The sequence below is a fragment of the Aeromonas sp. FDAARGOS 1417 genome (assembly GCF_019046985.1).
GTDB lineage: Bacteria > Pseudomonadota > Gammaproteobacteria > Enterobacterales > Aeromonadaceae > Aeromonas > Aeromonas veronii.
In genome coordinates this window covers 1,483,056-1,509,780 of the sequence record NZ_CP077221.1, presented here as the reverse complement: position 1 = coordinate 1,509,780, position 26,725 = coordinate 1,483,056, and the positions used below count along the sequence as shown (strand labels likewise).

Sequence of the window (26,725 nt, the reverse complement as noted above, 5' to 3'; positions counted from 1 at the left end):
TCTAGTGGAATATAACGGGTAATCCAATGACGAAAACGATTTTATTTGGTGAGGGTGAGGTTCGTCAGAATCCTGTTCGGCTGGATCTCAACGCACTCTATCATCCCCCCAAGCAGCCGATGACGGCGCTGGGGATTGTCAGCGCGCTGGTGCCGTTGTTCGGTTTCGGCTGGCAGGCGATGACCCAGGACCCCGAAACCCAGCTGCGCCACGAGATCCGCAAACGGGTCAACAAGCACAAGACCGACGAGGCAAACCTCATTCTGATCCTGCAGCTTGCCGCCATGTTTGACTGCCCCGAGATTGAAGTGGCGCTCCCCTATGCCCTCAGTGAGCCGCAGTTGTCGGTGATCCGCACCCGTCTGCCACGCTGGCAGTTAAGCCTCGAGCAGGAGCGTCTGCTAGCCAAGCTCACCCCTGTTGCCGCATCCACCACCGCACCCTACCAGCGTTAGGTTACAAGCCGGACCAGCAGGCCGTATCTTCTGCTCTGGCAATCATCACGGCTTATCCCACTGTTGCGGGGCGAGATAGCGCTCCTGCACGAACTCGATAAAGCAGCGCACCTTGGCCGAGACGAAGCGGCGGTGCGGATAGACCGCATAAAGTCCCACATCTCCCTTGTCCCACTCCGGCAGCAGGCTGACCAGCTGCCCTGACCGCAGGGCCTCCCCCACGATAAAGGTGGGCTGCAATATGATGCCCTGATCATCACAAGCGGCGCGGGTCAGCGCTACCCCGTTGTTGGCCCGCAGCGGCCCCTGTGGCCGGATGTTCTGCTGCTCACTTCCCCGTTTGAAGTGCCACTCCGGCTGGGTCAGGGTGTAGATCAGACAGTCGTGCTGCTTGAGATCCTCGGGCTTTTCCGGTCTGCCCTTGCGTGCCAGATAGGCGGGGCTGGCGCAAAGCTCGACCCGAATGGTGGCCAGCTGGCGCGCCACCAGCGAGGAGTCGCTGAGGTGGCCGATCCGCAGCGCCAGATCGAACCCCTCTTCCACCAGCGCAACCCGCCGGTCACTGTACTCGATATCGAGCTTGAGGTCGGGAAAGCGCTGGCGAAACAGCGGTAGGGCGGGGGAGAGGTGCAGATAGCCAAAATCCATCGGCACCGAGAGCTTGAGGGTGCCGTTCGGCTGCTGGTTGTGGTGGGTCAGCTGGCTGTGGGTCTCTTCCAGCTCCGCCAGCAGGGCGAGGGAGCGCTGGTAGTAGAACTGCCCCGCCTCGGTGGGATTGACCTGACGGGTAGTACGCGACAGCAGCCGGGTGGCGAGGGACTCCTCCAGCTGCTGCATCAGTTTGGAGGCCATGGCGACCGAGATGCCGAGCTGGTTGGCGGCTTTGGTAAAGCTCTGGCACTCCACCACCTTGATAAAGGTACGCATGGCGGCGATCTGGTCCATTTTCCATCCTCAGTAAATAATGAATTTAATAAATCACTGATTATTCATCTTCAGAACGAGGTTAGCATTTTAACCACTGATGTGAACCCCAAGATGAAGGAACGAACGGATGAAAATGACCAAGGCTCTGCTGGCCTCCTGCCTGTTTATGGCTACCCCTCTGATGGCGGCGGATTACGACGTGGATGCGGCGCACACCACGGTGCAGTTCAAGGTGGGTCACCTGGGCTTCTCCGAGCTGGTGGGTCGCTTCAACACCTTCAGCGGCACCTTCAGCATGGATGACGCCAACCCGGCGGCCGCCAAGGCAAGCTTTGAAGTGGATGCCGCCAGCGTCGACTCCAATCACGAAGCCCGCGACAAGCACCTGCGCAGTCCGGACTTCCTCGACGTGAAGCAGTATCCCAAGATGACCTTCGTCAGCTCCGCTTACGAGGGCACCAAGGATAAAGGCGTGCTGAAAGGGACCCTGACCCTGCACGGCGTCTCCAAGGAAGTGGCCTTCGATCTGGTCAAGATCGGCGAAGGCAAGGATCCCTGGGGCGGCTACCGCAGCGGTTTCAACGCCTCCACCACCATCAAGCGCAGTGACTTTGGCGTGAGCTACATGCTGCCCGGCATCCCGGACGAGATGAACATCAACCTGTTTGTCGAAGGCGTGCGCAAGTAATGGGCGCGGAACTTCTGCTGCAAACCCTGGCGGCTCCTCTGGGAGCCGCTTTGCTATCGTGGCGCTGGCCGCGATTGGGTTATCTGTGGGGCGCGCTGGCGCTCTGGCTGGTGGGATCCTGGCTCGGCGGCCTCTATGGCATGCCGGAAAAGGCGTGGCAGTGGCTGCCGCTGACCCTGCTGGTGCCCGCCATTGCGGCTCAGGTGAACGATCTGCGCGGTTCACTGCTGCTCTTTGCGGTGTTCAGTGCGCTGGTGTGGTGGCAGGGATTGGCCTCGGTACTGGCGAGCGAACCCGGGATCTGGCTGGCGCTACTGCCCGCCATCCTCTGGTTTGGTTGGAGCGGTCTGCGCGGTGATAGCCGCGAGGGGCTCGGGTTTGCCCTCGGCTTTATCTGGCTGGCGCTGGTGATCGGCATCGATGGCAGTCTGCTGATTGCCCAGCTGGCCGGTGCTCTGGCCGCTTTCGCCGGTTTTCGCGCCCTGCTCGCCACCTTTGTTGGCATTAAGGTAGCACCCGCCGGTCTGGCGCTGGCCCTCGCCTTCGTCCAGATGCTCGCCTGGCAATATGTGGAGGTGCCGCTGGTGGTGTTGCTGCCGGTCTGGTTGCTGCCGCTGCTGGAGTGGGCGTTGTGTGACAAACCGTGGCCAGTGCGTTGGGGTGGGCTGATATTGCTTGCTGCCGCAGGAACCGGGCTCAGCCTGTGGTGGGTGTGGCCTGCTGCTTCTTTGTACTGACCTTTGCATGAAAAACAGGCAATTACAGTCATTTTTGCATACCCGCTCATACTCTTGGCAGATAATGATTGAGCCACCTATGTGTTTCAGATAAAAAGGTTTTTCATTTTATTTGGACACACACAGAACCCGGCCGCGCCGGGTTCTGTTTGCCTGCTTTGCGGCACATAAGGAGGCCACAGTTGCGCAGTCAAGGATCTGAGCATCTGTTTTTTCGCCATTTCACCGGACAGGGACGTATCGATGGTCTCTGCATTTTGCTGGTCACTCACCTGCTTCCCGATCGCCCCCATTTTATCGAAGCGCTTTCCCGGATTGGGCGGATTGGTGCCATTTTACCCAAACCGAAATCGGTACACGGCCCGACCCTGGAGTGGGTATCCCAGCACTATCCAGTGCTGCCCCTCAACCGGCGCTGGACCAATGATCCCGACAGTATCATCCAGCAGATTGCGCCGCTGGTGGCCCCCCACGAGCGGTTGCTGATCCTCGATATTGGTGGTTACTTTGCCAAAACCCAGGTGATCTTGAGTGAATACTTCGGCCCCCGTTTCCTCGGGGTGGTGGAGATGACCGAGAACGGCCATCAACGCTATGAGCAGGAGGTGCTGGCGACCCCTGTGGTGTCGGTGGCTCGCAGCCCCCTCAAGCAGGCCGAGGATATCCAGATTGGTCTGAGCGTGGTCTACTCCGCGGAGTCGCTGGCTCGTAATCTCAACCGTACTTTCAACGTCTGCGAAGCCGTGCTGTTTGGCTATGGCAAGGTGGGGCGCAGCATCGCCCGCGACCTGCGTTGTCGCAACCTCCATCTCGGGCTGGTGGAAACCGATGTGCTGCGACAGGTCGAAGCGCTCTCTCACGGTTTTCGCTTGATCACCAAGGCTGAAGCCTTGAGCCGTGCCGAGCTGGTGATCTGCTCTACCGGCAACGGCTCGCTGGACTTGGTGGATCTGCAGGCGCTGCGCCCCGGCACCATGGTCGCCTCGGTCACCTCGGCCGACGACGAGTTTGCCTTCTCGCTGGCCCAGTTGCCGTGGCCGAGCGAAGATGTGTGCCCCCATGTGCTGGCCCTCAACCGGCCGGATGGTACCCAGATCTACCTGCTCAACCGGGGCGAGGCGGTCAACTTCGTCCATGGCGCCGTGATTGGTGAATATGTCTATCTGGTGCTGGCGGAGATCATGGAAGGGATCCGGATGCTGGCGGCAGGCCCTCTTGCTCCCGGCCTGTTCGAGCTGCCAGAATCGGCGATGCGTACCATTGCCCGCCATTGGCTGGCCGATTTTCATGGGGTTGATCAGCACTGATTTGACCGAATCGGGATCGGCCATTGGGTGGCGGTACGCCACTTCCCGCCATTGGCCGCTTTTTTTATGGAGTCACTCATGACCGAGTCTGAAACCCTGATCAGCAAACCCCGCATCGAAATCCGCTACTGCACCCTCTGTCGCTGGATGCTGCGCGCCGCCTGGCTGGCGCAGGAGCTGCTATCCACCTTCGACAGCGATCTGGGGGAGGTAGCGCTGGTGCCGGCCAGCAAGGGGGAGTTCCGCATTCTGGTGAGCGGGGTGCAGGTGTGGGATCGGGTGGTCGATGACGGCTTCCCCGAGGCCAAGGAGATCAAGCAGCGGGTGCGCGATGTCATCGCCCCTGAGCGGGATCTCGGCCACTCGGATCGCAAGGCGGCCGAGTAACGCAAGATGGGCCGAGCGCCTCGAAAAGGTGCTGAGCATTAGATCGAAAGGAGAGGGAGGCGATGGCCTCTCTCTCCTTTTTTGCCTTTGGCTGTTTGCCTGGCGCCAGCAGGGCTATGAGCGCGGCTCGGTCAGATGGCTGCCGATATAGCGGGCCCGCTTGTGGGACTTGATGCGGCTCACATCGACCCACACCAGCCCGTCGATGCAGTGGTTGAAGTCGGGGTCGATGCCAAAATCCATAAACTGCACCCCGCCCGGCTCGCACAGCTCGGAATACTGCTTGTAGAGGGTGGGGATGGCGCAGCCCAGATTGTCGAGGCGGGCCTTGAGTGCTTTGAGATCGGCGCCGTAATCCACCCCCTCGAACAGAGGCTGCGTCTCGGGGTAGGGACGGCGGGAGGGGGCCAGCGCCAGCTCGGGGGCAAAGTGCTGGCGGTAGAAGCTCACCAGCAGATCCTTGGCCGCCGGCGGCAGGCTGCCGGAGAGCGACACCGGGCCAAACAGGTAGCGGTAGCGGGGATAGCGGGCCAGATAGGCACCGATGCCGAACCAGAGATAATCGAGCCCCCGCTTGCCCCAGTAGGCGGGCTGAATAAAGCTGCGGCCAAGCTCGATGGCCTGTTCCAGCCGGGGCAGCAGCTTATCCTCAAAGCCGAACAGGGTGTGGCTGTAGAGGCCATCCTTCCCCTTGCTGGCCAGCAGCTCCGCCACCGGGGCGAACCGGTAGGCGCCGATAATATCGAGTCGGGCCGGATCCCAGAGGATCAGGTGGTGATAGTCGTTGTCAAAGCCATCGAGATCCCGCCTTTTGCCGGATCCTTCCCCCACAGCGCGAAAGGCGATCTCCCGCAGTCGCCCCAGCTCGCGCAGGATCACCGAGTGACTCAGTTCATGGCGGCGGTAGAGGTAGATCCCCTGACCATCCGGGGTGGTGCCGAGCTGCTCGCAGCTTTCGATGGCCTGTTTGAGTTGGCGGCGATCCTCCGGCAGGGCGATGGGGGCCTCGGTCTGCAGCCGTCCCGCCTTGCCACGGCCAATCCGGTAGAGGTGGTTGCGCACCAGCCGCGCCGCCGTCTTGGCGGGTAGATCCTGAAAACTGCCGAGTGGAATGCGCGCCCCTATGGTCACCGGCAGGGTCTGCCCCTGCTGGCGAAACAGCTGGCGTACCAGCAACAGGGCGGAGGCGGGCTTGTTGAGCCAGGAGGCGAGATAGAACCAGAGGCTGTTGCGTCCCCCCAGATGGATGGGCACCAGCGGGGTGCGGGTGCGCTGGGCCAGCTTGATAAAGCCTGCCTGCCAGGGGCCATCTTTCACCCCCTTGAGGCCAAGCCGCGAGACTTCACCTGCGGGGAAGATCACCAGCGCCCCTTCATGGGCGAGGTGTTCGTTCATGGCGAGGATGGCCTGTCGATCGGTCTTGCCCTCCATATTGTCCACCGGCAATAGCAAAGGGCGCAGCGGCGCGAGCTGGGCCAGCAGCTGGTTGGCGACGATCTTCACATCGGGGCGGATGCGACCGAGCAGTTGCAGCAGCGCCAGTCCGTCCAGCGAGCCGATGGGGTGGTTGGCAACAAGAATGACCCGGCCGCTGGCGGGAATATGCTCCAGTTGCGCCTCGCTGACCCGATAGTCGAAATCGAGCTGGGTCAGCGCCTGCTCGACAAAGTCGAGGCCGCGCAGGTGCGGGTAGCGGGTGGCAAAGTCGGCAAAGACACGTTCGTTGAGCAGCCAGCCCAACAGCCGCTTTAACAGCGGGGTGAGCAGGGGGTAGCCAAGCAGGCGGGGGAAGTGCTGGGTCAGCAGGGTATCGATAGTGAACATCTGGAGGGCTCCGGCGATCCGTTGCTCCCAGCATGATGTGGCACTGTTCCCGCGACATGTCAGCGGGATGACAGTTTGATGGCAGCGGCAGCCAGTAGCTCCTGAGCGACCCTCCCCGGTTTCCCTTTCTTGATGGGTGATGGCCAGATAGCAAGGGGGGCGCCGGTTAACCGGCTCCCCCCTTGGTTGTCATGGTAATCGATTAACCGCGCCAGGCTGCGGTGAGGCGTACCAGCTCCACCAGGGTGGCGACCGATTTCTCCATCGATTGCAGCGGGATGAACTCGTGCTTGCCGTGGAAGTTGTGGCCACCGGTGAAGAGGTTGGGGCAGGGCAGACCCATAAAGGAGAGGCGGGCGCCATCGGTACCGCCGCGAATGGGCTTGATCTTCGGCACCACGTCGGCGGCTTCCATGGCGGCCTTGGCCAGCTCGACGATATGCATGTGCGGCTCGATCTGGCTGCGCATGTTGCGATAGCTGTCGGTCAGGGTCAGCTCGATGCGGGCCTTGGGATACTCGGCCTGCAGGGCGGCCACCCGGTTCTGCATCTCGGCCTTGCGCGCGGCGAAGTGCTCGTCGTCAAAGTCACGGATGATGTAGTGCAGGGTGCTCTCCTCCACGGTGCCGCTCATCTGGGCCAGATGGAAGAAGCCCTCATACCCTTCGGTGCACTCCGGGGTCTGCTCGGCAGGCATGGCGGCATGGAAGCGGGCGGCCAGGGTCTGGCTGTTGATCATGCTCCCCTTGGCGGTGCCGGGGTGGACGTTATTGCCGATAAAACGCACCGTGGCGCTGGCGGCGTTGAAGTTTTCATACTCCAGCTCGCCCAGTTCGCCGCCATCCACGGTATAGGCCCACTTGGCCGGGAATCTCTCCAGCGGGAACAGGTTGGCGCCGCGGCCGATCTCCTCATCCGGAGTAAAGCCGACCCAGATATCGCCGCGGGGGATCTCGGGGTGGGCCTGCAGGTGGTCGATGGCAGTGAGGATCTCGGCGATACCCGCCTTGTCGTCGGCGCCAAGCAAGGTGGTGCCGTCGGTGGTGATGAGGTCCTGACCCAGGTAGTTTTTCAGGAAGCGGTAGTCACGGATGGCGAGCACCTCGTCACCCTTGCCAAGGCAGATGTCGCCGCCCTGATAGTTTTCGATGATTTGCGGAACTACGTGCTCCGCCTCGTAGTCGGCGGTGTCCATGTGGGCAATCAGGCCGATGGCGGGGGCGTCCGGCTGGTTGCCCGGCAGGCAGCCGGTGAGGTAGCCGTGCTCATCCAGGGTGACCTGGCTCAGCCCCAGCGCCTTCATCTCTTCTTGCAGGGCACGGGCAAAGGTCAGCTGGCCTTCGCTGCTGGGGCAGGCTGGATTGGTCTCATCGGAGCGGGTATGAAAAGTTACGTAACGCAGAAAACGCTCAAGCAGGGTATCCATTAGTCAGCCTCTAACCGATTGTGAGCGGTCATTGTGGCCAATCTGTGTAGTGCACTCATTGCGTCAGCGCAGGTTTTTCCCATTTTTTGACGCAAGGGGAGAGCGGCGAATGTGCGGCGCGCGGGGCAACGTCCGGGAGGGAGATCGCATAAATGTGGCATTTATTGCGATATTTAGGCGCTGGCGGTGGTGGCCAAATTTCCTTCAGCCACCGCACAGCAAGGCGTCAGCCCAATCATGGCGTTTTCACACACTTTTCAAGGGGAAACCGGGTTGTCGCATAACCTGCGCCATCCCAGAGCCCGCCTGCCCGCCAGCAAGATTTGATCGACTTATTAAAAGGGGATTTTGAACACTATTTTTTATTGTCACTGCCCGCGGTAAGTGTGTACACTCCGCGCCGATCCAAGGGCAACCCTGAAGCAGGCAGAGCCGCCAGAAACCCGACCGATCATACGCCTATAGGGCGAGGCACGCAGAAACGACAGACACTGCTGGGGAATGGTTTCTTTAATACCGGTTAGGCTCCGGTATCAGGGAGAACAACAGACTCTCATCCTTCATTTGACCGAGTGGGCCACCGGCTCATCATCTTCCCTTGTCATGGGCGGTCACTGACGGTGAGGTGGGCTGTGGTTGTTGTCGTCTATCAACACGCATGCGTGCTGGCGCCTTCGCTTCTCTTCCTTGGAACCCTCTCCTTCTGTCGGGATCGCTGCCGAATGATGAACTGACGGCGTGGCTGATGTCGTCTGTCATCAAAGTACCGCGGCGCTACGGCATAGTGGCACCGCATACCGTTGAGCTTGATGTAAAGCCACCAGCCCCACATCAAGACTCGTTACTTCCCCAAGATCCACCAGGCAGCCTCTGGCTTGCCGCGATGTGCAAAGCGTTGGTTTGGGTGGCTGCGTCTCGTGATGGCAGCGCTCGCCGTACTCTGCACTAGATGGTCTGGATGTGATTGAGGGTAACGAAGGCGACTTTGGGTCGCTCATTTGCGAGGCATAGCCCATGACTAACTGGTCCAGCAAGGACTCCTTGAAGGTCTACAACGTTCCCTACTGGGGTGCGGGTTTTTTCAATATCAATGACGCCGGTCATGTGACCGTCGCCCCCGACAAATCACGCCCTGACGCACATATCGTGCTTTCTGACGCCATCGAACAGTTGCGTCAGTCCGGGCTGACCACCCCCGTGTTGCTGCGCTTCCCTGACATCCTCAAGAGTCGGGTCGATGCGCTGTTCAACGCTTTTGGTCAGGCCATCGAGAAGTCTGGCTATGAAGGGGACTACCTCTGCGTTTACCCGATCAAGGTAAACCAGCAGCGTCGTGTCATCGAGACCATCAGCCAGTCCTACAGCGACAAGCCCCGGCTTGGCCTGGAAGCTGGTTCCAAACCGGAACTGCTGGCCGTGCTGTCCCATCACCATGAGCAAGGCTCGGTGATCGTCTGCAACGGTTACAAAGACCGCGAATATATCCGCCACGCCCTCTTGGGCAACCTGATGGGCCACAAGGTCTACATCGTGGTGGAGAAGCCCTCCGAGCTGGAGATGGTGCTGGACGAGTCAGCTCGTCTCAACATCAAGCCCAACATCGGGGTGCGTGCCAAGCTCGCTTCCACCGGCTCCGGCATGTGGGAATCGAGCGGTGGCTCCATGTCCAAATTTGGTCTCTCCGCCTCCCAGATCCTGGCGCTGATCGAGCGTCTGCGCGGGCTGGGCAAGCTGGATTGCCTGCAACTGCTGCACTTCCATCTGGGCTCCCAGATCGCCAATATTCGCGACATTCAGGGCGGCATCCGCGAGTGCGGCCGTTTCTACGCTGAACTGCGTCGCCTCGGTGCCAACATCGAAGTCGTTGACGTCGGCGGCGGCTTGGGCGTGGACTACGAGGGAACCCGTTCCCAGAGCCACTGCTCCGCCAACTACAGCCTCTCCGAGTACGCCAACAACGTGGTATGGGGCATCGGCGATGTCTGCCGCGAGTTCGACCTGCCGCACCCGACCATCATCAGCGAGTCCGGCCGTGCCCTGACCGCTCACCACGCCGTGCTGGTTACCAATATCATTGGTGCCGAAGGGGTGGAGATGAACGACATCAGCGCGCCGGACGAAGATGCACCGACCATTCTGCAGAACATGTGGAAAGGCTGGCTGGATCTGCGCAGCGAAGATCCCTCCCTGCTGGAGATCTTCCATGACTCGGTGGCAGATCTGGGTGACGTGAATACCCAGTACACCATGGGCCTCTTGAACCTTGAACAGCGTGCCTGGGCCGAGATGCTGCACCAGAACACCTGTCTGGCACTCAAAGAGATGCTCAACCCGGTCAACCGCAACCACCGTGCGCTGGCTGACGAACTGAGTGAAAAGCTGGCGGACAAGTGCTTTGCCAACTTCTCCCTGTTCCAGTCTCTGCCGGATGCCTGGGGTATCGGTCAGGTATTCCCGGTGATGCCGCTGGCTGGTCTCGATCGTCCGCTTAGCCGTCGCGGTATCCTGATGGATATCACCTGTGACTCCGACGGTCAGGTCGAGCACTATGTCGACGGTCTGGGGGTCGAAAGCACCCTGCCAATGCCGGTCTACGGCGAGAACGAAGAGTGCCACGTCGGCTTCTTCCTGGTCGGTGCCTATCAGGAGATCCTCGGCGATCTGCACAACCTGTTCGGTGACACCCACTGCGCGGAAGTGTGGCTGGACGAAGAGGGCAAGATGGACATTCGCAACGTGGTGCGCGGCGACACCGTCGACCAGCTGCTGCGTTACGTCAACATCGACCCGTCCGTGATCCGCGAAAACTACCAGCGGATCGCCGCTCACCCAGCGCTGGACGATGCCACTCGCAAAGCCCTGCTCGACGAACTGGAGCTGGGCCTGCAAGGCTACGCCTATCTGGAAGACGAATAAGCGCCCGCGCTTGACGTTCGCCGTGAAGGCATAAAAAAGGGAGGCATTTGCCTCCCTTTGTTCTATCTGTTCCTCCTGTGGCGGTCAGGTCTGCGAGCTCAGCGCCTTGTGCAGATCCCGCTGCAACTGCTGATTGTCGTCTCTTTGCAGCTCCACAATACCCAATTGCAGTCCCTGCTCGATGGTGAGCGACCCATTCAACATGGCGTTGATGGCGGCTTCACTCAGCAGCATCACCCGGTCTTTTGGGTTTGGGCCGCTGGTGTGCAACTGGAGCAGTAGGGACTCCTTGCCTCGTACTCTGGACCAGAGTCCTGAGTCGATAAGCAGAATGGAGATCCCGCCACCTACCCCTGCCTGCTGGAGTCGACTTTTGAGGGTTTGGAGCCATGCCTGGCTACGGGAGAAGCCGGCTTCGCCTGTCAGGGCTGCCAAGGGGGGCAACTGCTCACGGCTCACCGCAGTCGCCGTGGCCATGGCAATATTGACCGTCCCCGGCCAGCTCTGTTCGAACGGATTGGGATAAAGGGCATCATAACCACAGCTCTGCCCCATCCCGGGGATGAGGCAGAGCAGGACCATGCATGCGCGCAAGGTGCGTTGCATCATGGCGTCACTATGTTGAACCAGAAGTTGAACTTGTCGAGCAGGCTGATGAAGTCACTGAACTTCTGCTGATCACCCTCGATCTTGATCTCTCCGTTGGCGATCTTCTGCTCCATGGTGCCCTGACCGAGCTGGATATCATCCAGCGCCTTCTTGCTCAGGGTAATGGTCACATCAGGCTTGGCGGCATAGCGGGTTGTGTGGTTGAGCACCGAGTTCTCCAGACTCAGGGTATGTTTCTCCTCGATGTCGGTGAACGCCATGTTGATGACCATCTTCTTGCCCGCCGCTTTCTCGGGATTAATGCGCACCGAGAGATAGTCAAACAGCATGCTGGGGCTCATGGCCCGGATGGTATCCGGCGAGGCGGTGACTGTTCCGCCAACATTGGGAACGCCATTGCGCAGCTCATAGGCGCCTTGCAGATAGACGGAGCGCCACGGGCCGGATTCAGCCTGATAGCCCAGCTGCTCCAGTGCATCTGCCAGCAGCAGCTTACCCTCTGTGTTGCCCGGGTTGGCAAACACCAGATGCTTGAGCACTTCTGCTACCCAGCGATATTCCCCCTTGTCGAACGAAGTTTTGGCTTTTTTCAGTACCTCCTGCTCGCCCCCCATGAACTCGATATATTTGGGGGCGACCATTTCTGGGGGCAGGTTGTCGAGATCGGAGGGGTTGCCGGAGTACCAGCCCATATAGCGCTGATAGATGGCGCGGCTGTTGTGGCGCAGGGTGCCGTAATAACCGCGGTTCGGCCAGAAGTCGTTGAGCTCGGGGGGGAGGGTGATCTGCTCGGAGATCTCCTCGCCGGTATAACCCATGTTCATCAGGCGCACCGACTGGTCGTGGATGTATTTGTAGAGGTCACGCTGCTTCTTGAAGTAGTCGACGATATTGGCATTGCCCCAGCGTGGCCAGTGGTGACTCTGGAACTTGACCTCGGCCTGATCACCCCAGGTTTCGATGGTCTCGTTGAGAAAGCTGGCCCACTTCAGCGCATCGCGCACCTGGGCGCCGCGCAGGGTGAGGATGTTGTGCATGGTGTTGGTGGTGTTTTCGGCCATCCACAATGCTTTGCTGTCCGGGAACCAGGTGTTCATCTCGGCCGGGGCTTCGGTGCCCGGAGTCATCTGGAAGACCATCTTGACGCCATCGACCGTCAGCGTCTCACCGGTTTTGGTGATAAAGCGGGTTGGCAGCAGCAGCGAGGGCACGCCGGTGGAAGTGGTTTGCCCCAGACCGCCATTGACGCCCCCCTGCGGGTTGCGCGGCAGCAGGGCGCCGTACATGTAGACGGCGCGGCGAGCCATGGCGTTGCCGGCGATGACATTCTCCGACACCGCGTGTTCGGTAAATCCTTCCGGCGCGATGATCTCGACGCCGTTCTTTTTCACCTCGTCCAGCGAGTTGAACAGACCGGCGGCACCGCCGTAGTGATCCACGTGGGAGTGGCTGTAGACCACCGCGGTGACCGGGCGCTCCCCTTGGGTCTTGTTGATGAAGGCAAGCGCTGCCTTGGCGGTTTGCGGGGAGATCAGCGGATCGAACACCACCCATCCCTTGTTGCCTTCGATAAAGGTGATGTTGGAGAGATCAAAGCCGCGAATTTGGTAAATCTTGTCGGTGACCTTGAACAAGCCGTACTGCATGTTGAGCTGGGCATTGCGCCACAGGCTGGGGTTGACGCTGTCCGGCGCGGCCTTGTCGAGGCCGATGTAGGTCTTGTACTGCTCCAGATCCCACACCACGTTGCCCTTGTCATCCTTGATGGTCAGGGTCTCCGGTTTGGCGATAAAGCCACGCTGGGCATCCTCGAAATCCTGCTTGTCATTGAAGGGCAGGGTGGTGAGCACCTGCTGGTTTGCCTTGATGGTAAATTCGCTGGCAGGCTTGGGGTCGATGACTGCCCAGGCGGGTTGCAGAAGCAGGGTGCCGGACAGCAATAGAGAGACGACCGTGGGGGCTGAAAACCTTGGTTTCATCAGAATTACTCCAGAGGTAGTTGTGTTGGGCGGCAGCGCTAAGTGTAGTCAGGAGATTGCAGCCTGCCGTATTTGAATTTGCTGAGCATAATTGGCAAGGTGTGTCAGAACTGGTAGTTGAACTCCAGTCGATAGGCGGCCTCCTCAATTCCGGCAATATTGTTCCAGTTGATGAAAGTTCTGAAGTTAAGTCGACCTGAGTATTGATAGGAAAGTGCGATCTCGTGATACAGTGCTGCACTTTCGCCATCACCAAAGGCATTCTCTTTATAAAATTCGGAGCCTGAAAGGGTATTGGCAAACATAGGGTTGTAATTCAACCACCACTTTTCATTAAGAGTCAGTTTGCTATACATGCCGACGAGATAAAATGTGCCAGGAATGGTATAACCGGCATCGATCTGTTTACGATTACTATCAATATATTGATTCATTGATATATTGGCACCAACTCCAGCCAGAGGATATAGCTGAAGCGGGCCCCAGGCAGGCAGTGCTTTAATCAGGCTATAGGAGATAGAGGCGTTCTGCTCGGCCAGATAACTTTCATCAAAGTTGTAGATGATATCCAGCTGGGTGCCGAGGCCGCTCTCGGTATTGATGGTGAAATTGCGCAGCCGCAGGCTGTCGAGGGAGTTGTCACGATTTTGATGATTGGACCAGCCCAGGCTTTCACCCATGATCCCTTTTGCCTCGATGATATTCATAGCCCGTTTGTTTTGGCTACCGCTGTCATATTGGTTGCCGAACTTCAGATTGAGACCATCGTCGCTAATGCCGCTTCCCCATTGGCTATATACCGCCAGTGGGTCAGACATATCCTGTAATGGTGCAGAATTGTCTGATGATTTGGCGATGACAGGCATAGCTACCCCTATACATAGGGGCAGGAGTATTTTTTTAATCATGTTATGGTGTTTTTATTTTGGTTAGTGAATGAGTGTCATCAGAAATATGATTAATCCATGGCGTTGATACGACATCAATTAATAGTGTGTCATCTTATAATCATATTTATATAAGAAAGAGAGGATGCCTCACTTTTTACACGCAGTTAGCGTAACTTGTTCAGCATCCCCGATCATTGCAGTTCGCAATAATCAATCGTTAAGCAGGCGTTAAACCATTGCGATTGGGTTCCGCTGTGGTGAGAAGTTGTAACTGTTGAATAAGCCAGCTGAGTGCAGGGTCTCGTTTTGCACTCTGATGCCAGTTGATGTAGACGGGGCAGGGGGCTGATTCCCAGGGGAGAGGAAAGTCCTTGAGGGCAAGCGGTTGGCGCATCATGGCCAGATGCCATTGGCTGGTGACACAAAGCCAGTCAGTCTGACTGACCAGAGAGAGCGCTGTCAGCAGGGCGTTGCTTTCATAGGCGATTTTTCGTACTGGCAAGTTCTTGCCGGTCAGGCTGCGGATCACCCAGTCATCTTTGCGTCTTACGTCCCATACCACGTGTTCTTCAGCAAAGAAGGTTTCGAAGTCTAGCTGATGTTCGATGCGGGGATGGGCTGCACGGCACACCACTCTGAGCTCCAGATTCAGCAGTGGCTGATTCAAAAAGCCGCTCTCTTCCAATGCTGTGCTGGCCAGTATCAGGTCGATATTGTACTGGCGAAGGGCTTGCTGGCGAAGGTGCTCCTCATAGAGCCCGGGGACTGATTCGACGCGGCAGTGAGGTGCTGTAGTGGCGAGGTGGGCAAGTAATTTGGGTAGTAGGAGCAGATCCAGATCCGGATGGCTGGCGATGCGAAAGACGCGCTGACTGGTGCCGGGCTTAAACTCCTGATTGAGTTGCAGGGAGCGCTCCATGGTATTGAGGGCTGTGCGGATCTCCCTGAGCAGGGCGAGGGCTCGGCTGGTCGGTGTGATCCCGCGTCCTTCCCGGAGAAATAGTGGCTCGCCAATCTGGTCGCTAAGGCGGCGAATGGCCTGGCTTATTGCCGCAGGGGTCATATCCAGGCTGCTGTTGATACCCCTTTTTCGGTCATGACGCGATCGAAGATCCGAAAAAGGTTGAGGTCTATATGTGGACTCGCCATCAAGTCATCCTGTTTTTATCCCGTTTACCCAGTATTTTGGTAAAACAGCCGATATCCTCGATTGTTGCTGTCATGACTGACGGGAAGCTTAACAGCTCTAAGACAGCGTCATTACTTATCATGATTCAAGCTGTTGCGAGCATTCTTTCAGTTTCTTGATAGGACGTCGTTACACATCTTGATCTGTATCAAGATAGGTCGCAGCGGGTTGTCTTACGGTCAGGAGTGATGTTGATGGGATGCAACAAAAGGATGTGCATATGGAACTGAAAAGGGACCCGAGATGCTATACCGACGTCTGTATCGACGGTAAGTGGTATCACTACGACCACTGCAGCACCAACGTCTACATGCTGATGGGGGGCGCCGCGCCGAGCCTTCAGCTGGCCTATGAGCCGAGCAGCGAAGAGGAGCTGATCGAGATGCTCCAGCAGCTGGGGCGCTTCTGACTTACCGAATTGATGTCTTGCCATATGGCCATCGGGCGCGTTTCCACGATGGCCACCACTCTTCACCGCTGTACCTTATCTCAGCGGTTTTTATTGCCCAATAACCCCTTGCCAATCTCCAGCATGGCGACGGCCGCAGCGTAGCTGCTATCAGACTTGCCAATCTCGTCCGCTACATAGAGAAAATTGGATTGGTACTTCTCGACGGCCTCCCGTGGACTGGTCGCGTCAATAAAGTCCTCCTCCACCTCGAATCCTTGGGTCAGCAGTGCCGCCTTTTCACTCAGAAAAGTCGGAGATGCCATGTCGATAAAGGTGTATTGCTGCCGATTGGACGCCGGAATGGTAAAAAACTGGTATCTGGCCATAGGTAAATTCTCGCTTGAAGCGGGTGATAAATGACGTGACGCTGGTTTTAATCTGTGGCTCGCAGGCGGCTTGCTTGCCTCGACATCGCAGACCGTGCGTGTCGGGAATGCCGCATTTTGTTTTCGTTCGAGACTACTTTGTTGGCGTTTGCCCGGCAAGTGGGTCGCAGAGATTTTCTGGATGATCCGAGCAACCGAGATGTTGTTGGCAGGGGCGAGACCGAGATAATGCCGGGCTCACGTTGAGCCCGGCTTGTCAGCGCTCTGTTACAGCACGAAGCTCTGTACCATGGCGCGCAGCTGTTCGGTGAGCTGGTGGATCTGGCGGGCGGCATCGCGGGCGGCGTTGGCCACTTGCAGCGCCTCGTCGCTGCCATCGGAGATGCGCACCACGTTGCGTTCGATCTCGTTGACCACGGCGCCCTGCTGCTCGATGGCGCTGGCGATGATGGCGTTGGTATCGACCATTCGATCCACCTTCTCGGTGATGGCGCCGAAAGCCTGTTTCGCCTCCTGCGCCAGCCCGACCCCCTCTTGCGCTTCATGGCTGGCCGCCGACATGGCGGTGACCGAGGCGCGGGCGCCGGATTGCAGCTGTTCAATCATCTGCTGGATCTCGACGGTAGCCCCTTGGGTGCGGTTGGCAAGAGATCGCACCTCGTCGGCCACCACCGCAAAGCCGCGACCCTGCTCACCGGCCCGGGCCGCTTCGATGGCAGCGTTGAGGGCCAGCAGGTTGGTCTGCTCGGCGATGCCGCGGATCACGCTGATGACGCCACCAATCTGACTGCACTGCTGCTCCAGCTGGCCTATGGTGTCGGCGGTGCGCAGCACCTCGCGGTTGATATGATCGATGGCCTTGATGGTGCGTTCCACTACATCCTCGCCCTGACCGACCACGTTTTGCGCCTCCTGGGTCATGCGGGCGGCTTGCAGGGCGTTGCCCGCCATGTCTTGTGAAGTCGCAGCCAGCTCCTTGATGGCGGTAGCGACCTGATGGGTCTCCCCTTGCTGATCGGCAATGACCTCCTGCGAGCGGCAGGTGCGCGCTTCGATCTCGGTAGCGCTCTCCACTACTGTGACGCCATTTTCCCGCACTCGCCGCATCAGGGTGCGCAGGGTCTCCAGGGTCACGTTGTAATCCCGGCTGATGGCGGCCAGCTCATCCTGACCGACGATCTCGATGTGCTGGCTGAGATCCTGGGCGTTGACCCGGGCGGCAATATCACGCACCCGCCCCACGGTTTCGCGCAGGGAGAGATAGGCACCGATCATCAGGTAGAGGTAGAGCAGCAAGCTGGCGGTCAGCGGCGCGGTGACCCACCAGAAGTGGAGCTGGTTGGCGGCCAGCCGCTGATGCAAGTCGGCTTCCAGCCGCTGGCGTACCAGGCCTGCCAGTGCGGTGATGGCCTCGTCCATTTTATCCCCCAGCGCTTGCACCTCCTTGGTGGAGAGCTGCACCAGCTGATCCTTCATCATCTTGTTTTCCATGGTCTCGACCCCCTGACGCACCAGCTGTATCAGAGCATCGGTCTGCTGACCCAGCTCGGCGCGGTAGGCCGGTTCAATCTGGTAAAGCAGGGTCAGGTCTGCTTCCAGCTCCTGCAGGGTGGCGCTGATAAGATCAAGACGAAAACGCAGGCCGCTGTAGCCCTCTGCCTGAAACAGGCCGAAATCGGCGATGGTGGCGGCGCGATCCCGCACTTGGGCCAGCAAGTCGCGCAGCTGCGGCAACCGCTCGCTGGCGAGGATCACCATGTAGTAGGTACCGAGCGCCGGATCCTGGATCAGGCTGCTACTGGCGGTAATGTGCTTGTAGAGATGGCGCACCTCGGTCAGCAGCTTGTCGTGGCGCAGGTTGCTCTGCTCCACTTCCAGCTTGCCCGCTTCACTCAGCAGGGCGGCCCAGCCCTGCTGGATCACCTCAAAGGAGGGGTTGTTCTGGCGGGTGTCGGCAAAGGCTTGCAGGCTCTGAGCAACTATTTGTGCGGCTGCCTTGACCTGATCATCACCGACCGGATCCACTTCATAGGCGTGACGGGTCACCAGATTGCGATGGGTGAGCAGGGCTTGCTCGATAGCGGGCACGGGGGTGAGATTGGCCACTCCCGCCAGCTCGCGGTTGGCCTGCGCGTTGTCATCCTGCAGCCGCCCCAGCAGATTGGCCATGCTGTAGGCCAGTGGCAGCAGCATCAGGCAGGACCAGAGCAGGAATTTGTATTTGAAGGAGAGCTGATTGCCCAGCCGGATGGCGGGGTTGAAAATCCATTTCATGTTAAGCCTCGATACCTGAGTGCGGGCGTGATTCGTGTTGCCTGAATAGTACTCCGAGCGGCCTCCCTTGGGTGATGGCCGGTTGCAAGTTGTGATCCCCTTGGCTTTTTACTTCCGGGCGGGGGCGCCGTCAGCCGCCCCAATAGAAAACGGGCCACCCGAAGGTGGCCCGAAGTCGATAAGGAGGGCGTTTGCAATCGATCAGTTGAACGCCAGGAAGGGCGAGACGCAGAGCAGCAGGCCGGTGACGATGATGATGTAGAGGGAGGTGCCCTTGTACTTGTGCAGCGCCGGTACCTGATAGACCAGATAGGCCGGGATGAGGCAACCCACCATGCCGAAGATGGGGCTGCAGATGGAGGTGAAGCTCAGTACCGGTGCGTTGAGCACGATGGCACCCCAGGAGAGCATGACGGTAAACACCATGATCCCTTTGCCCACCAATCCTTTGTTGATGCGGTTTTCCGGCATGACGCGGCGCAACAGGTTCATCGCCAGACCCTGACAGGCTTCACGGAAACCGAGGTAAACGCCGAAGTAGGCGGTCATCACCGCGAAGATGTTGAGGGTGAGGCTCAGGAGCTTGAGGGTCTGGCCGGGCATCCCCTGGGCTACCATCGCCAGCGCGGAGATGTTCTCTTCAGAGGCTTTGACCGCCTGATCGTGGCCCATGGCCAGAGTGAAGGAGACAGCGTAGAAGAACACCACCACGAACAGGATGCCGAAGGCGATATTCATGGCGCGCATCGCCTTGAAGCGGGCCACTTCCAGCGACTTTTCCCGCGAGCGGTAGGAGATCACCATGGGGCTCAGGCTCTGGATAAAGAGGATGGAGGTGAGGGTAAAGGGCAGCATGATGATGGCATCCTTCATCCAGTCACCGGCAGCGGGCATGGCGGTGATGTTGGCCGCATCCCACTTGTCCACCATCATCAGGCCGAGCACGGCCACCACGCTGATCTTGGTCAGCACCATAAAGGTGGAGATCTTGAACAGCAGGTTTTCGCCGCGCGAGGCCAGAGCCACCAGACCGCAGATCAGCACCAGACCGTAGAGCGGGTTTTCGGAGAGCAGGCCGTCGGTGACGCCGAAGCTCTGCAGGAAGGAGGCGCTGTCATTGGTGATGGCGGTGGAGTAGACGAAGACCCAGATCACCAGCATCACGAAGTAGAGGGCACCGAGCAGTACACCCCAGTTCTTGCCAAGGTAGCCGGTGATGACGCTGGGGTAATCCTTGCACTCCGGCGAGGTGGCCAGGGTGTTGATAAAGAGGCGCTGGAACATGTACATGGCGGGGTAGCCGATCACAGCCGAGAGCAGAAAAACCCACAAGCCCATCAGACCCACCTGTACCGGCAGGAAGACGATCCCTGCGCCGATGGCCATGCCGATGCTCATGATGATCCAGCCCCAGTCGGTGCTGTCGAAGCGAACCGCTTCTTTCCATTCCAGCGTGCCCATCACGGGGCTGGCGAGTGTAGTGCTATGCGCGTCCATTAAAACCTTCTTTTTTGTAGGGATGTGGGAAAGCGGCGCAAATATAGTTGAATGAAACTGTCATAAACAATGCCCATAAGAGTACTTTTGTTCAAATCAGGATGGTGATCACGGTTTATATTGAGGCCGAAAGGTGCCTTTAAACGCCATTTTTGTATCTTTTTGTTGAATGGATAAAATAAAAAGCAAATAATGTTGAACGAAATGAGATTCATGATTGCAAAAAAAATTGAACAAACAGGAGTGGCTATATGAAACGCATCATCACGGCAGCAGCGGCACCTGACGCTATCGGTCCCTACAGCCACGGCACTGCCTATGGCGACCTTATCTTTACCTCCGGTCAGTTGCCGGTCTGCAAGCAGCAGGGTGGTGTGGTGGAAGGGGGCATTGCCGCCCAGACCCGCCAGTCACTGGAAAACCTGAAATCCGTGCTGGAAGCCGCTGGCGGCTCGCTGGATACCGTGCTCAAAACTACCTGCTACCTCGCCGAGATCAGCGATTTTGCCGCGTTCAACGAGGTCTATAAAGCCTATTTCCAGAAAGATTGTCCGGCGCGCAGCTGCTTCGCAGTGAAGGATCTGCCGATGGGCGTCAAGGTTGAAGTGGAAGCGATTGCCCATATCGCTCGTTAATGCTGATAAAAAGGTTCAAGTGATGAAACAAGCGTGGCAGCAGTATCTGCAGATTATTCAACAGGTTGTCAAACCAGCGCTGGGTTGTACCGAGCCAATCGCCGCCGCCTATGCCGCGGCTGTCGCCGTCCGGCAACTGGGCTGTGAGCCCGGTCGCCTCGAGGTTGCGGTGTCGGACAATCTCTATAAAAACTCGATGGGTGTCTATGTGCCGGGCACTGGCAAGATCGGTCTGGCCATTGCGGCCGCGGCCGGTGCCATCGGCGGTAACGCCGACGCCGGGCTGGAAGTGCTGGCCGCGATCCAGCCAGCACAGGTGGAGCGTGCCCAGCAGCTGATCGATGCCGGCAAGGTGCAGGTGAGCCGCACCGCCGCCCCCGAGTTTATCTTCTGCCGCGTGACCGTTTATGGCTCTGATGACAAGGGTGAAGAACACAGCGCCGAAGTGACCCTCTGCGGCGGTCATACCCGCATCGTCGAGCAGCGCCGCGATGGCGAGGTGACCTTCACCGCCGATCAGAGCCAGGGCGGCGCCACCGGTTCCATCTGCGATGGCGTCGATATCAGCATCGCCGCCATCTACGAGTTCGCCACTCAGGTGGAGTTCGAGCAGATCAGGTTCATCCTCAAAGCCTCCGAGCTTAACGGCAAGCTCTCTGCCGAGGGGATGAACAACCCCTATGGCCTGGAGATTGGCCGCACCATGCAGCAGAACATCAATGCCGGTCTTATCGGCGAGGATGTGATGAACCGCATCGTGATGATGACGGCGGCCGCCTCCGATGCCCGCATGGGAGGCGCGACCCTGCCAGCCATGAGCAACTTTGGCAGCGGCAACCAGGGCATTGCCGCCACCATTCCGGTGATGGTGATTGCCGAGCGCTTTGCGGCCAGCGAAGAGCAGCTGGCTCGCGCCCTCATCATGAGCCATCTGGGCGCCATCTATATCAAGTCCCACTATCCGCCGCTGTCGGCCTTCTGTGGCAATACCGTGACCAGCGCGGCTGCCTCCATGGCCATGGTCTATCTGGCGGGCGGCAGCTTCGAGCAATCCTGCTTCGCCATCCAAAACGTGCTGAGCGACAGTGCCGGCATGGTGTGCGACGGGGCGAAAGCCTCCTGCGCCATGAAGGTGAGTACCTCCTCCGGCGCGGCGGTGCGCGGCTTCCTGATGGCCCTCAACAGCCACTCGGTGTCGGGGCAGGGGATCGTCGCCGGCGACGTGGATCAGACCATCCGTAACGTCGGCCAGATGGTGAAGGAGGGCATGTCTGCCACAGACAGCACCATTATTGATATCATGTCTGCCTGATGTCCCTGTCGGTTGCTGCCCGGCGTCCATTGTCCGGCAGCAACCCTTGCAAGAAGGTCCCATTGTGAAGCTGCAAGAGTTGAGTCCGAGCGATTTTGAGATCCTCAAGTCGATGGAGAACATTGTGGACGGCATCGCCGCCATGTATGGTCAGCACACCGAAGTGCTGCTCCACAGTCTGGATGCGCGCAATCCCTCGATCGTCAAGATTGCCAACGGCCATATCACCGGCCGCAGTGTCGGCGCCCCCATCACCAACCTGGCGATGATGAAGCTCAAGAGCGGGCAGGATATCTCCAGTCCCTACATGACCAAGTGCGCCACCGGCAAGACCCTGCGCTCCATCACTACCGTGATCCGCAACGGGGAGCACAGAGCCATCGGGTTGCTCTGTATCAACAGCGACATGGATGCCCCGTTGCAATCCGTGCTGCGCACCATGATGCCGGAGTGCATGCATCCCCACGAGAGCCATGCCACCCCGGAGGTGTTCGCCCGCAACATCGACGAAGCGCTCAACAGCACCATCGACACCGTCAGTGCCGAGGTGCGTGGCAACGAGGCGGTGCCCCCGTCCCAGAAGACCCGGGTCATCGTCAACCAGCTGCACGACATGGGGATCTTCGAGTTAAAGGACAGTGCCCAGATCGCCGCGCGCCAGCTCGGCATCTCGGTCCACTCCATCTACCGCTATCTGCGGGAGATCAAGAAGGGCTGAGCCGGTTTAATCTGGCCAAATTGGCAGCAAACGGGTCAGCCCTGACCCGTTTTTTACGCCCGTTTTAGCCTCTCTGTTTGGGCCATCCTTCGGGCTCATCTGCTATCATCACCCCCCTTTATTTTTCTATCTCTCTGAACGTGCTGGAGAAACCATGTCCCGACTCATCTATCTGCTGCGCCACGGCCAGACCCAATTCAATGCCGAGCAGCGTCTGCAGGGGCGTTGCAACTCCGATCTGACCGACAAGGGCGAGGCACAAGCCATCGCCATGGGGCGGCAGCTTGCCGACGAACTGGCAGATCCAGCCCGCTGGACCGTCTACGCCAGCCCGCTCGGTCGCGCCCGTCAGACTGCACTGCTGGTGTGCGAGCAGTTGGGGCTGACGGCGGATCGCATCGTCTGGGACGATCGCTTGATGGAGCTGGGGATGGGGGAGTGGGAGAGCTGCCAGATCCCGGCGCTGCGGCTCGCTCATCCCGAGCTCGATACCGGCAAGGGGGACTGGTATCTGCAGGCACCGGGGGCCGAGAGCTTCGAGAGCATTCAGCGCCGGGCACACCAGTGGTTGCAGGATCCTGCCATCGCCGAGCGGGCCATCGTCATCTCCCACGGTCTGCTCGGTGCCATGTTGCGCGGCGTCTATGCCGATCTCGACTATAAGGCGACCTGGTCACAGGAGTTGCCGCAAGATGCCTTCTATAAGCTGCAGGATGGCCACATCACCCGTATTGCCTGCTAGTTTCGTGGACGTTGCCGCCATCAGTGCATGGACGATGCAGGCTGCAACACGCTACGGATTTTGCTTTGCGAAGATTAGACATCAACGAAATGATGAATAGACTCAAAAAGCGCATTATCAATAAGGGCATTAGCCCTTCTCCTGCGGTGATGTGTTTAAGGTCTGGTTTTGCGAACAGGTTGCAACTTGCATTGCACTATGGTGCACAGACCGCGCTTTTTAATGAGGTAAGCGGGTGATTGTATTGAAATGAGTGGTCGCGTGATGCTTGGTGTATCAATTGCATATTAAACGACCAGTGGCCTGAGTATGAGGACGACACCATGAAAGGGATCTCGGTTCGTAGCAAATTATTGATGCTGGTTGTGGTACCGCTGTTTTGTATGATTTTGCTGTGCACTCTCTCCCTTTGGGGGATGCGCCTGATGAATCAGGCTGCCCATCAGGTGAATGAAGAGGAGGTGCAGCAGTTATCCGAACTGAAGCTGATTTCAGACTTGTATGCTGTCAGTGTCGTTGATGCGATCAATAAAGCGCATGTTGGATTAATCACCCGTGAAGAGGCAAAACGTTCCGTTACTGAAGCGCAATTAAAAGCAGCAACGGAATGGAAGCGTTACATGGCCCAGAAGATGTCTGCGGAGGAGCGGGCGATAGCGGAGTCTGCCCAGGTATTGATGAACAAAGCCGACATTACACTGGATGGTATTAAGAGTGATCTTTCATCAAAAGCTCCTCTTGATAAGGCAATTCATCAGTTATACAGCACGGTTGATCCTTTTAATGAGGAGCTGGGCAAGCTGGTTGAACTCCAGCTGAGATTTGCAGATGAGCATGTTGGTACCCTGGAAAGTCTGGCCGTTGATTTTTCATTTGCCTTCCTCTCCATCACCGGGATTGCCCTGTTCGCTTTATCCGTGCTGGGGATCTGGATTTTTCGCGGGATCAGTCAACCGCTCACCGCTTTGCGCAGAGCACTTTACAAATTGCAGCATGAGCAGGATTTGACCGTCACCGTCCCTGTTATTCGGGAAGATGAATTGGGGCAAGTCGCACGGGCGCTGAATGATATGGTTAGCCATTTCCGCAGATTGATTGGCGAAATGGATGACGTGGCCGAACAGTTATCGACAGGCGCCGATGCACTGAACGAGCTGGGGCTAACCAGTGCAGAGCAAATGGCCCAGCAGCGTCTGGAGACAGATCAGAGCGCTGCGGCGATGAATGAGATGAGCGCAACGGTTAACGAAATCGCCCAGAATACAAATAGTGCTGCAATTGCCGCCCGTCAGGCTGAAAACAAGGCAGAAGAGGGGCAAGCGGTTGTCAAGGAGACCATTGGGAATATGGCTCTGCTCTCTGGTCAATTGCAAAATACATCCACTGTGCTGCAAAACCTGGCTATCGAAAGCAATAACATTACCCAGGTGATGGGGGTTATTCGCTCGATTGCCGAACAAACCAATTTATTGGCACTGAATGCGGCAATTGAAGCCGCCAGAGCGGGTGAGCAGGGACGTGGCTTCGCTGTTGTGGCTGATGAAGTCCGGGTACTTGCTCAGCGCACCCAAAACTCTACCGGAGAAATCCAGAACACCGTCAATCGCCTGCAACAGAATGCAACTATGGCTGTTGATAGTATGAATATCGGATTATCTGAAGTGGAGAAGACGAATACCCTGATGCTGACCTGCGGCGTCTCTTTGGAAGAAATTGTGAGTGCGGTGGATGATCTGAATAATCTCAATGTGCAGGTCGCTGCTGCAGCCGAAGAGCAAAGCAAAGTCACCGAAGAGATGACGCGCAGCATGGTCAATATTGCCGATATCGCAGTACATACCTCGGACTCGGCAGCCCATGTATCGGCCAAGTGTCAGCGTCTTGATGAGATGGCCAAGTCAATGAGAACACAGATTAATCATTTTAAATGGCGCTCACATGTCGCTTGATATAATTCGATGACATTACCCCCAGGCCCCGAGAGTTCGGGGCCTTTTTGTATCATGTTGGTCGTACTGCACCTGCGTTGAAACATGTCATCGGTTTCCATAGATATGGGGAGATTAATTACCGGACTGATGAAGTGACGCTTTCCGAAAAATTGTGCATTTTTGACGGCAGCCGTCACCCTGAATGGCCATTTTTGCCGCAGTTCAACACATCAGAGCACCTTATCGCGGCAAGATGAGGTATCTTATGCCCCGATTTCATCCATTAAACGGATCCGAGACCCCATATGATCATCAAACCCAAGGTTCGCGGCTTTATCTGTACCACCACTCATCCGGTCGGTTGTGAAGCCAATGTTCGTCGCCAGATCGCTTATACCAAGGCCAAGGGCACCATCGAGAATGGTCCCAAGAAGGTGCTGGTGATCGGCGCTTCTACCGGTTATGGCCTGGCCTCCCGGATTGCGGCTGCCTTCGGTAGCGGCGCCGCCACCCTCGGCGTCTTCTTTGAAAAAGCGGGCACCGAGTCCAAGACCGGTACCGCTGGCTGGTACAACTCTGCCGCCTTCGACAAGGCAGCCAAAGAGGCGGGCCTCTACGCCAAGAGCGTCAACGGCGATGCCTTCTCCAACGAGTGCCGCGCCAAGGTGATCGAGCTTATCAAGCAGGATCTGGGTCAGATCGATCTGGTTGTCTACTCCCTGGCCTCTCCGGTGCGCAAGATGCCGGAAACCGGCGAAGTGGTGCGCTCTGCCCTCAAACCCATCGGTGAGGTCTATACCACCACCGCCATCGATACCAACAAGGATCAGATCATCACCGCTACCGTCGAGCCGGCGAACGAGGAAGAGATCCAGAACACCATCACAGTGATGGGCGGTCAGGATTGGGAGCTGTGGATGGCTGCCCTGCGTGATGCCGGCGTGCTGGCTGACGGCGCCAAGTCCGTGGCCTACTCCTACATCGGTACCGATCTGACCTGGCCAATCTACTGGCATGGCACTCTGGGCCGCGCCAAGGAAGATCTGGACCGCGCCGCTGCCGCCATCCGTGGCGATCTGGCAGCCAAGGGCGGCACCGCTCACGTGGCCGTGCTCAAATCCGTGGTGACCCAGGCTTCTTCCGCCATTCCGGTGATGCCGCTCTATATCTCCATGGCTTTCAAGATCATGAAGGAGAAGGGCATTCACGAGGGTTGCATGGAGCAGGTGGATCGCATGATGCGCACCCGTCTCTACGCGTCCGACATGGCGCTGGACGAGCAGGCTCGCATCCGCATGGATGACTGGGAACTGCGTGAAGATGTGCAGCAGACCTGCCGCGACCTGTGGCCATCTATCACCAGCGAAAACCTCTCCGAGCTGACTGACTACACCGGCTACAAGCAGGAGTTCCTGCGCCTGTTCGGTTTCGGTCTGGATGAGGTCGATTACGATGCGGATGTAAATCCGGATGTGAAATTCGACGTGGTCGAGCTCTGAGTCTGA

General features: G+C 58.2%; 22 protein-coding genes and 1 pseudogene. 13 read left to right on the top strand and 10 right to left on the bottom strand.

Features of this window, described 5'->3' with window-relative positions; all coding sequences use genetic code 11:
* Positions 1 to 26 precede the first annotated feature (26 nt).
* Complete coding sequence (locus I6L47_RS06585; RefSeq protein WP_216948942.1) at positions 27 to 455, top strand: hypothetical protein; 429 nt, start codon at positions 27 to 29, stop codon at positions 453 to 455.
* A 45-nt stretch (positions 456 to 500) separates the two neighbouring features.
* Here I6L47_RS06585 and I6L47_RS06580 read toward each other — a convergent pair whose 3' ends face one another.
* Positions 501 to 1,400 carry a LysR family transcriptional regulator gene (locus I6L47_RS06580; RefSeq protein ID WP_216948941.1) on the bottom strand — a complete coding sequence of 300 codons (900 nt, stop codon included), beginning with the start codon at positions 1,398 to 1,400 and terminating at the stop codon, positions 501 to 503.
* A gap of 109 nt (positions 1,401 to 1,509) precedes the next feature.
* Between I6L47_RS06580 and I6L47_RS06575 the strand changes: the two genes are divergently transcribed.
* The 4 genes from I6L47_RS06575 (at position 1,510) to I6L47_RS06560 (ending at position 4,501) form a co-directional block, all read left to right on the top strand.
* Positions 1,510 to 2,070: a YceI family protein gene (locus I6L47_RS06575; protein ID WP_005334411.1), complete on the top strand. Its 561-nt coding sequence runs from the start codon at positions 1,510 to 1,512 to the stop codon at positions 2,068 to 2,070.
* Positions 2,070 to 2,807 carry a hypothetical protein gene (locus tag I6L47_RS06570; RefSeq protein ID WP_216948940.1) on the top strand — a complete coding sequence of 246 codons (738 nt, stop codon included), beginning with the start codon at positions 2,070 to 2,072 and terminating at the stop codon, positions 2,805 to 2,807. Before I6L47_RS06575 ends, I6L47_RS06570 begins: the two co-directional genes overlap by 1 nt.
* Before the next feature lie 182 nt (positions 2,808 to 2,989).
* The gene (locus tag I6L47_RS06565; RefSeq protein ID WP_216948939.1) at positions 2,990 to 4,114 is read left to right on the top strand and encodes an adenosylhomocysteinase; all 1,125 of its coding nucleotides are present in this window, start codon (positions 2,990 to 2,992) and stop codon (positions 4,112 to 4,114) included.
* A 78-nt stretch (positions 4,115 to 4,192) separates the two neighbouring features.
* The gene (locus I6L47_RS06560) at positions 4,193 to 4,501 is read left to right on the top strand and encodes a SelT/SelW/SelH family protein (protein WP_043821170.1); all 309 of its coding nucleotides are present in this window, start codon (positions 4,193 to 4,195) and stop codon (positions 4,499 to 4,501) included.
* Between the two features lie 114 nt (positions 4,502 to 4,615).
* Here I6L47_RS06560 and I6L47_RS06555 read toward each other — a convergent pair whose 3' ends face one another.
* Together I6L47_RS06555 and pepT are read right to left on the bottom strand one after the other, a co-directional pair.
* Positions 4,616 to 6,325: a lysophospholipid acyltransferase family protein gene (locus I6L47_RS06555; protein ID WP_216948938.1), complete on the bottom strand. Its 1,710-nt coding sequence runs from the start codon at positions 6,323 to 6,325 to the stop codon at positions 4,616 to 4,618.
* Between the two features lie 202 nt (positions 6,326 to 6,527).
* A complete protein-coding gene (pepT, locus tag I6L47_RS06550; protein ID WP_216948937.1) occupies positions 6,528 to 7,751 on the bottom strand; it encodes a peptidase T in 1,224 nt (407 codons plus the stop codon).
* Positions 7,752 to 8,765: 1,014 nt separating this feature from the next.
* On the opposite strand from pepT, the gene speA reads away from it, so the two are divergent.
* A complete protein-coding gene (gene speA / locus I6L47_RS06545; protein ID WP_005344160.1) occupies positions 8,766 to 10,667 on the top strand; it encodes a biosynthetic arginine decarboxylase in 1,902 nt (633 codons plus the stop codon).
* An 84-nt stretch (positions 10,668 to 10,751) separates the two neighbouring features.
* On the opposite strand, the gene I6L47_RS06540 is transcribed toward speA, so the two are convergent.
* The 4 genes and pseudogenes from I6L47_RS06540 to I6L47_RS06525 form a co-directional block, all read right to left on the bottom strand.
* Positions 10,752 to 11,276, bottom strand: coding sequence for a hypothetical protein (locus I6L47_RS06540; protein ID WP_005353417.1), 525 nt, complete (start codon positions 11,274 to 11,276; stop codon positions 10,752 to 10,754).
* Complete coding sequence (locus tag I6L47_RS06535) at positions 11,273 to 13,255, bottom strand: alkyl/aryl-sulfatase (RefSeq protein ID WP_216948936.1); 1,983 nt, start codon at positions 13,253 to 13,255, stop codon at positions 11,273 to 11,275. The genes I6L47_RS06540 and I6L47_RS06535 overlap by 4 nt, the downstream gene beginning before the upstream one ends.
* 104 nt (positions 13,256 to 13,359) lie before the next feature.
* Complete coding sequence (locus I6L47_RS06530; protein WP_139460355.1) at positions 13,360 to 14,121, bottom strand: hypothetical protein; 762 nt, start codon at positions 14,119 to 14,121, stop codon at positions 13,360 to 13,362.
* A 241-nt stretch (positions 14,122 to 14,362) separates the two neighbouring features.
* Positions 14,363 to 15,294: pseudogene (locus I6L47_RS06525) on the bottom strand (LysR substrate-binding domain-containing protein).
* Between the two features lie 260 nt (positions 15,295 to 15,554).
* On the opposite strand from I6L47_RS06525, the gene I6L47_RS06520 reads away from it, so the two are divergent.
* Complete coding sequence (locus I6L47_RS06520; RefSeq protein ID WP_005334402.1) at positions 15,555 to 15,743, top strand: hypothetical protein; 189 nt, start codon at positions 15,555 to 15,557, stop codon at positions 15,741 to 15,743.
* An 80-nt stretch (positions 15,744 to 15,823) separates the two neighbouring features.
* Here the strand turns inward: I6L47_RS06520 and I6L47_RS06515 are convergent, their stop codons facing one another.
* From I6L47_RS06515 to I6L47_RS06505, 3 genes are all read right to left on the bottom strand, one after another.
* Positions 15,824 to 16,111: a hypothetical protein gene (locus I6L47_RS06515; protein ID WP_108613157.1), complete on the bottom strand. Its 288-nt coding sequence runs from the start codon at positions 16,109 to 16,111 to the stop codon at positions 15,824 to 15,826.
* 267 nt (positions 16,112 to 16,378) lie between these two features.
* On the bottom strand, positions 16,379 to 18,385 hold the full coding sequence (locus I6L47_RS06510; RefSeq protein ID WP_216948935.1) for a methyl-accepting chemotaxis protein: 2,007 nt from the start codon (positions 18,383 to 18,385) through the stop codon (positions 16,379 to 16,381).
* Positions 18,386 to 18,586: 201 nt separating this feature from the next.
* Positions 18,587 to 19,882: an amino acid permease gene (locus tag I6L47_RS06505; RefSeq protein WP_005334398.1), complete on the bottom strand. Its 1,296-nt coding sequence runs from the start codon at positions 19,880 to 19,882 to the stop codon at positions 18,587 to 18,589.
* A 251-nt stretch (positions 19,883 to 20,133) separates the two neighbouring features.
* Here I6L47_RS06505 and I6L47_RS06500 point away from each other — a divergent pair, with 251 nt between their 5' ends.
* The 6 genes from I6L47_RS06500 (at position 20,134) to fabV (ending at position 26,719) form a co-directional block, all read left to right on the top strand.
* Positions 20,134 to 20,517, top strand: coding sequence for a Rid family detoxifying hydrolase (locus I6L47_RS06500; protein WP_005344164.1), 384 nt, complete (start codon positions 20,134 to 20,136; stop codon positions 20,515 to 20,517).
* A gap of 22 nt (positions 20,518 to 20,539) precedes the next feature.
* Positions 20,540 to 21,829: a serine dehydratase subunit alpha family protein gene (locus I6L47_RS06495; RefSeq protein ID WP_216948934.1), complete on the top strand. Its 1,290-nt coding sequence runs from the start codon at positions 20,540 to 20,542 to the stop codon at positions 21,827 to 21,829.
* Positions 21,830 to 21,893: 64 nt separating this feature from the next.
* On the top strand, positions 21,894 to 22,547 hold the full coding sequence (locus I6L47_RS06490; RefSeq protein WP_005334376.1) for a transcriptional regulator: 654 nt from the start codon (positions 21,894 to 21,896) through the stop codon (positions 22,545 to 22,547).
* 154 nt (positions 22,548 to 22,701) lie between these two features.
* Complete coding sequence (locus I6L47_RS06485) at positions 22,702 to 23,289, top strand: histidine phosphatase family protein (RefSeq protein ID WP_216948933.1); 588 nt, start codon at positions 22,702 to 22,704, stop codon at positions 23,287 to 23,289.
* A 323-nt stretch (positions 23,290 to 23,612) separates the two neighbouring features.
* On the top strand, positions 23,613 to 25,238 hold the full coding sequence (locus tag I6L47_RS06480) for a methyl-accepting chemotaxis protein (protein WP_216948932.1): 1,626 nt from the start codon (positions 23,613 to 23,615) through the stop codon (positions 25,236 to 25,238).
* 287 nt (positions 25,239 to 25,525) lie between these two features.
* The gene (gene fabV, locus I6L47_RS06475; RefSeq protein WP_005353312.1) at positions 25,526 to 26,719 is read left to right on the top strand and encodes an enoyl-ACP reductase FabV; all 1,194 of its coding nucleotides are present in this window, start codon (positions 25,526 to 25,528) and stop codon (positions 26,717 to 26,719) included.
* Positions 26,720 to 26,725 lie beyond the last annotated feature (6 nt).

Bases quoted from the DNA above. Each gene is read 5' to 3' on its own strand.
- I6L47_RS06585 (WP_216948942.1), top strand. From the start codon at position 27: ATGACGAAAACGATTTTATTTGGTGAGGGTGAGGTTCGTCAGAATCCT.
- I6L47_RS06580 (WP_216948941.1), bottom strand. From the start codon at position 1,400: ATGGACCAGATCGCCGCCATGCGTACCTTTATCAAGGTGGTGGAGTGC.
- I6L47_RS06575 (WP_005334411.1), top strand. From the start codon at position 1,510: ATGAAAATGACCAAGGCTCTGCTGGCCTCCTGCCTGTTTATGGCTACC.
- I6L47_RS06570 (WP_216948940.1), top strand. From the start codon at position 2,070: ATGGGCGCGGAACTTCTGCTGCAAACCCTGGCGGCTCCTCTGGGAGCC.
- I6L47_RS06560 (WP_043821170.1), top strand. From the start codon at position 4,193: ATGACCGAGTCTGAAACCCTGATCAGCAAACCCCGCATCGAAATCCGC.
- I6L47_RS06555 (WP_216948938.1), bottom strand. From the start codon at position 6,325: ATGTTCACTATCGATACCCTGCTGACCCAGCACTTCCCCCGCCTGCTT.
- pepT (WP_216948937.1), bottom strand. From the start codon at position 7,751: ATGGATACCCTGCTTGAGCGTTTTCTGCGTTACGTAACTTTTCATACC.
- speA (WP_005344160.1), top strand. From the start codon at position 8,766: ATGACTAACTGGTCCAGCAAGGACTCCTTGAAGGTCTACAACGTTCCC.
- I6L47_RS06540 (WP_005353417.1), bottom strand. From the start codon at position 11,276: ATGATGCAACGCACCTTGCGCGCATGCATGGTCCTGCTCTGCCTCATC.
- I6L47_RS06535 (WP_216948936.1), bottom strand. From the start codon at position 13,255: ATGAAACCAAGGTTTTCAGCCCCCACGGTCGTCTCTCTATTGCTGTCC.
- I6L47_RS06530 (WP_139460355.1), bottom strand. From the start codon at position 14,121: ATGCCTGTCATCGCCAAATCATCAGACAATTCTGCACCATTACAGGAT.
- I6L47_RS06520 (WP_005334402.1), top strand. From the start codon at position 15,555: ATGGAACTGAAAAGGGACCCGAGATGCTATACCGACGTCTGTATCGAC.
- I6L47_RS06515 (WP_108613157.1), bottom strand. From the start codon at position 16,111: ATGGCCAGATACCAGTTTTTTACCATTCCGGCGTCCAATCGGCAGCAA.
- I6L47_RS06510 (WP_216948935.1), bottom strand. From the start codon at position 18,385: ATGAAATGGATTTTCAACCCCGCCATCCGGCTGGGCAATCAGCTCTCC.
- I6L47_RS06505 (WP_005334398.1), bottom strand. From the start codon at position 19,882: ATGGACGCGCATAGCACTACACTCGCCAGCCCCGTGATGGGCACGCTG.
- I6L47_RS06500 (WP_005344164.1), top strand. From the start codon at position 20,134: ATGAAACGCATCATCACGGCAGCAGCGGCACCTGACGCTATCGGTCCC.
- I6L47_RS06495 (WP_216948934.1), top strand. From the start codon at position 20,540: ATGAAACAAGCGTGGCAGCAGTATCTGCAGATTATTCAACAGGTTGTC.
- I6L47_RS06485 (WP_216948933.1), top strand. From the start codon at position 22,702: ATGTCCCGACTCATCTATCTGCTGCGCCACGGCCAGACCCAATTCAAT.
- I6L47_RS06480 (WP_216948932.1), top strand. From the start codon at position 23,613: ATGAAAGGGATCTCGGTTCGTAGCAAATTATTGATGCTGGTTGTGGTA.
- fabV (WP_005353312.1), top strand. From the start codon at position 25,526: ATGATCATCAAACCCAAGGTTCGCGGCTTTATCTGTACCACCACTCAT.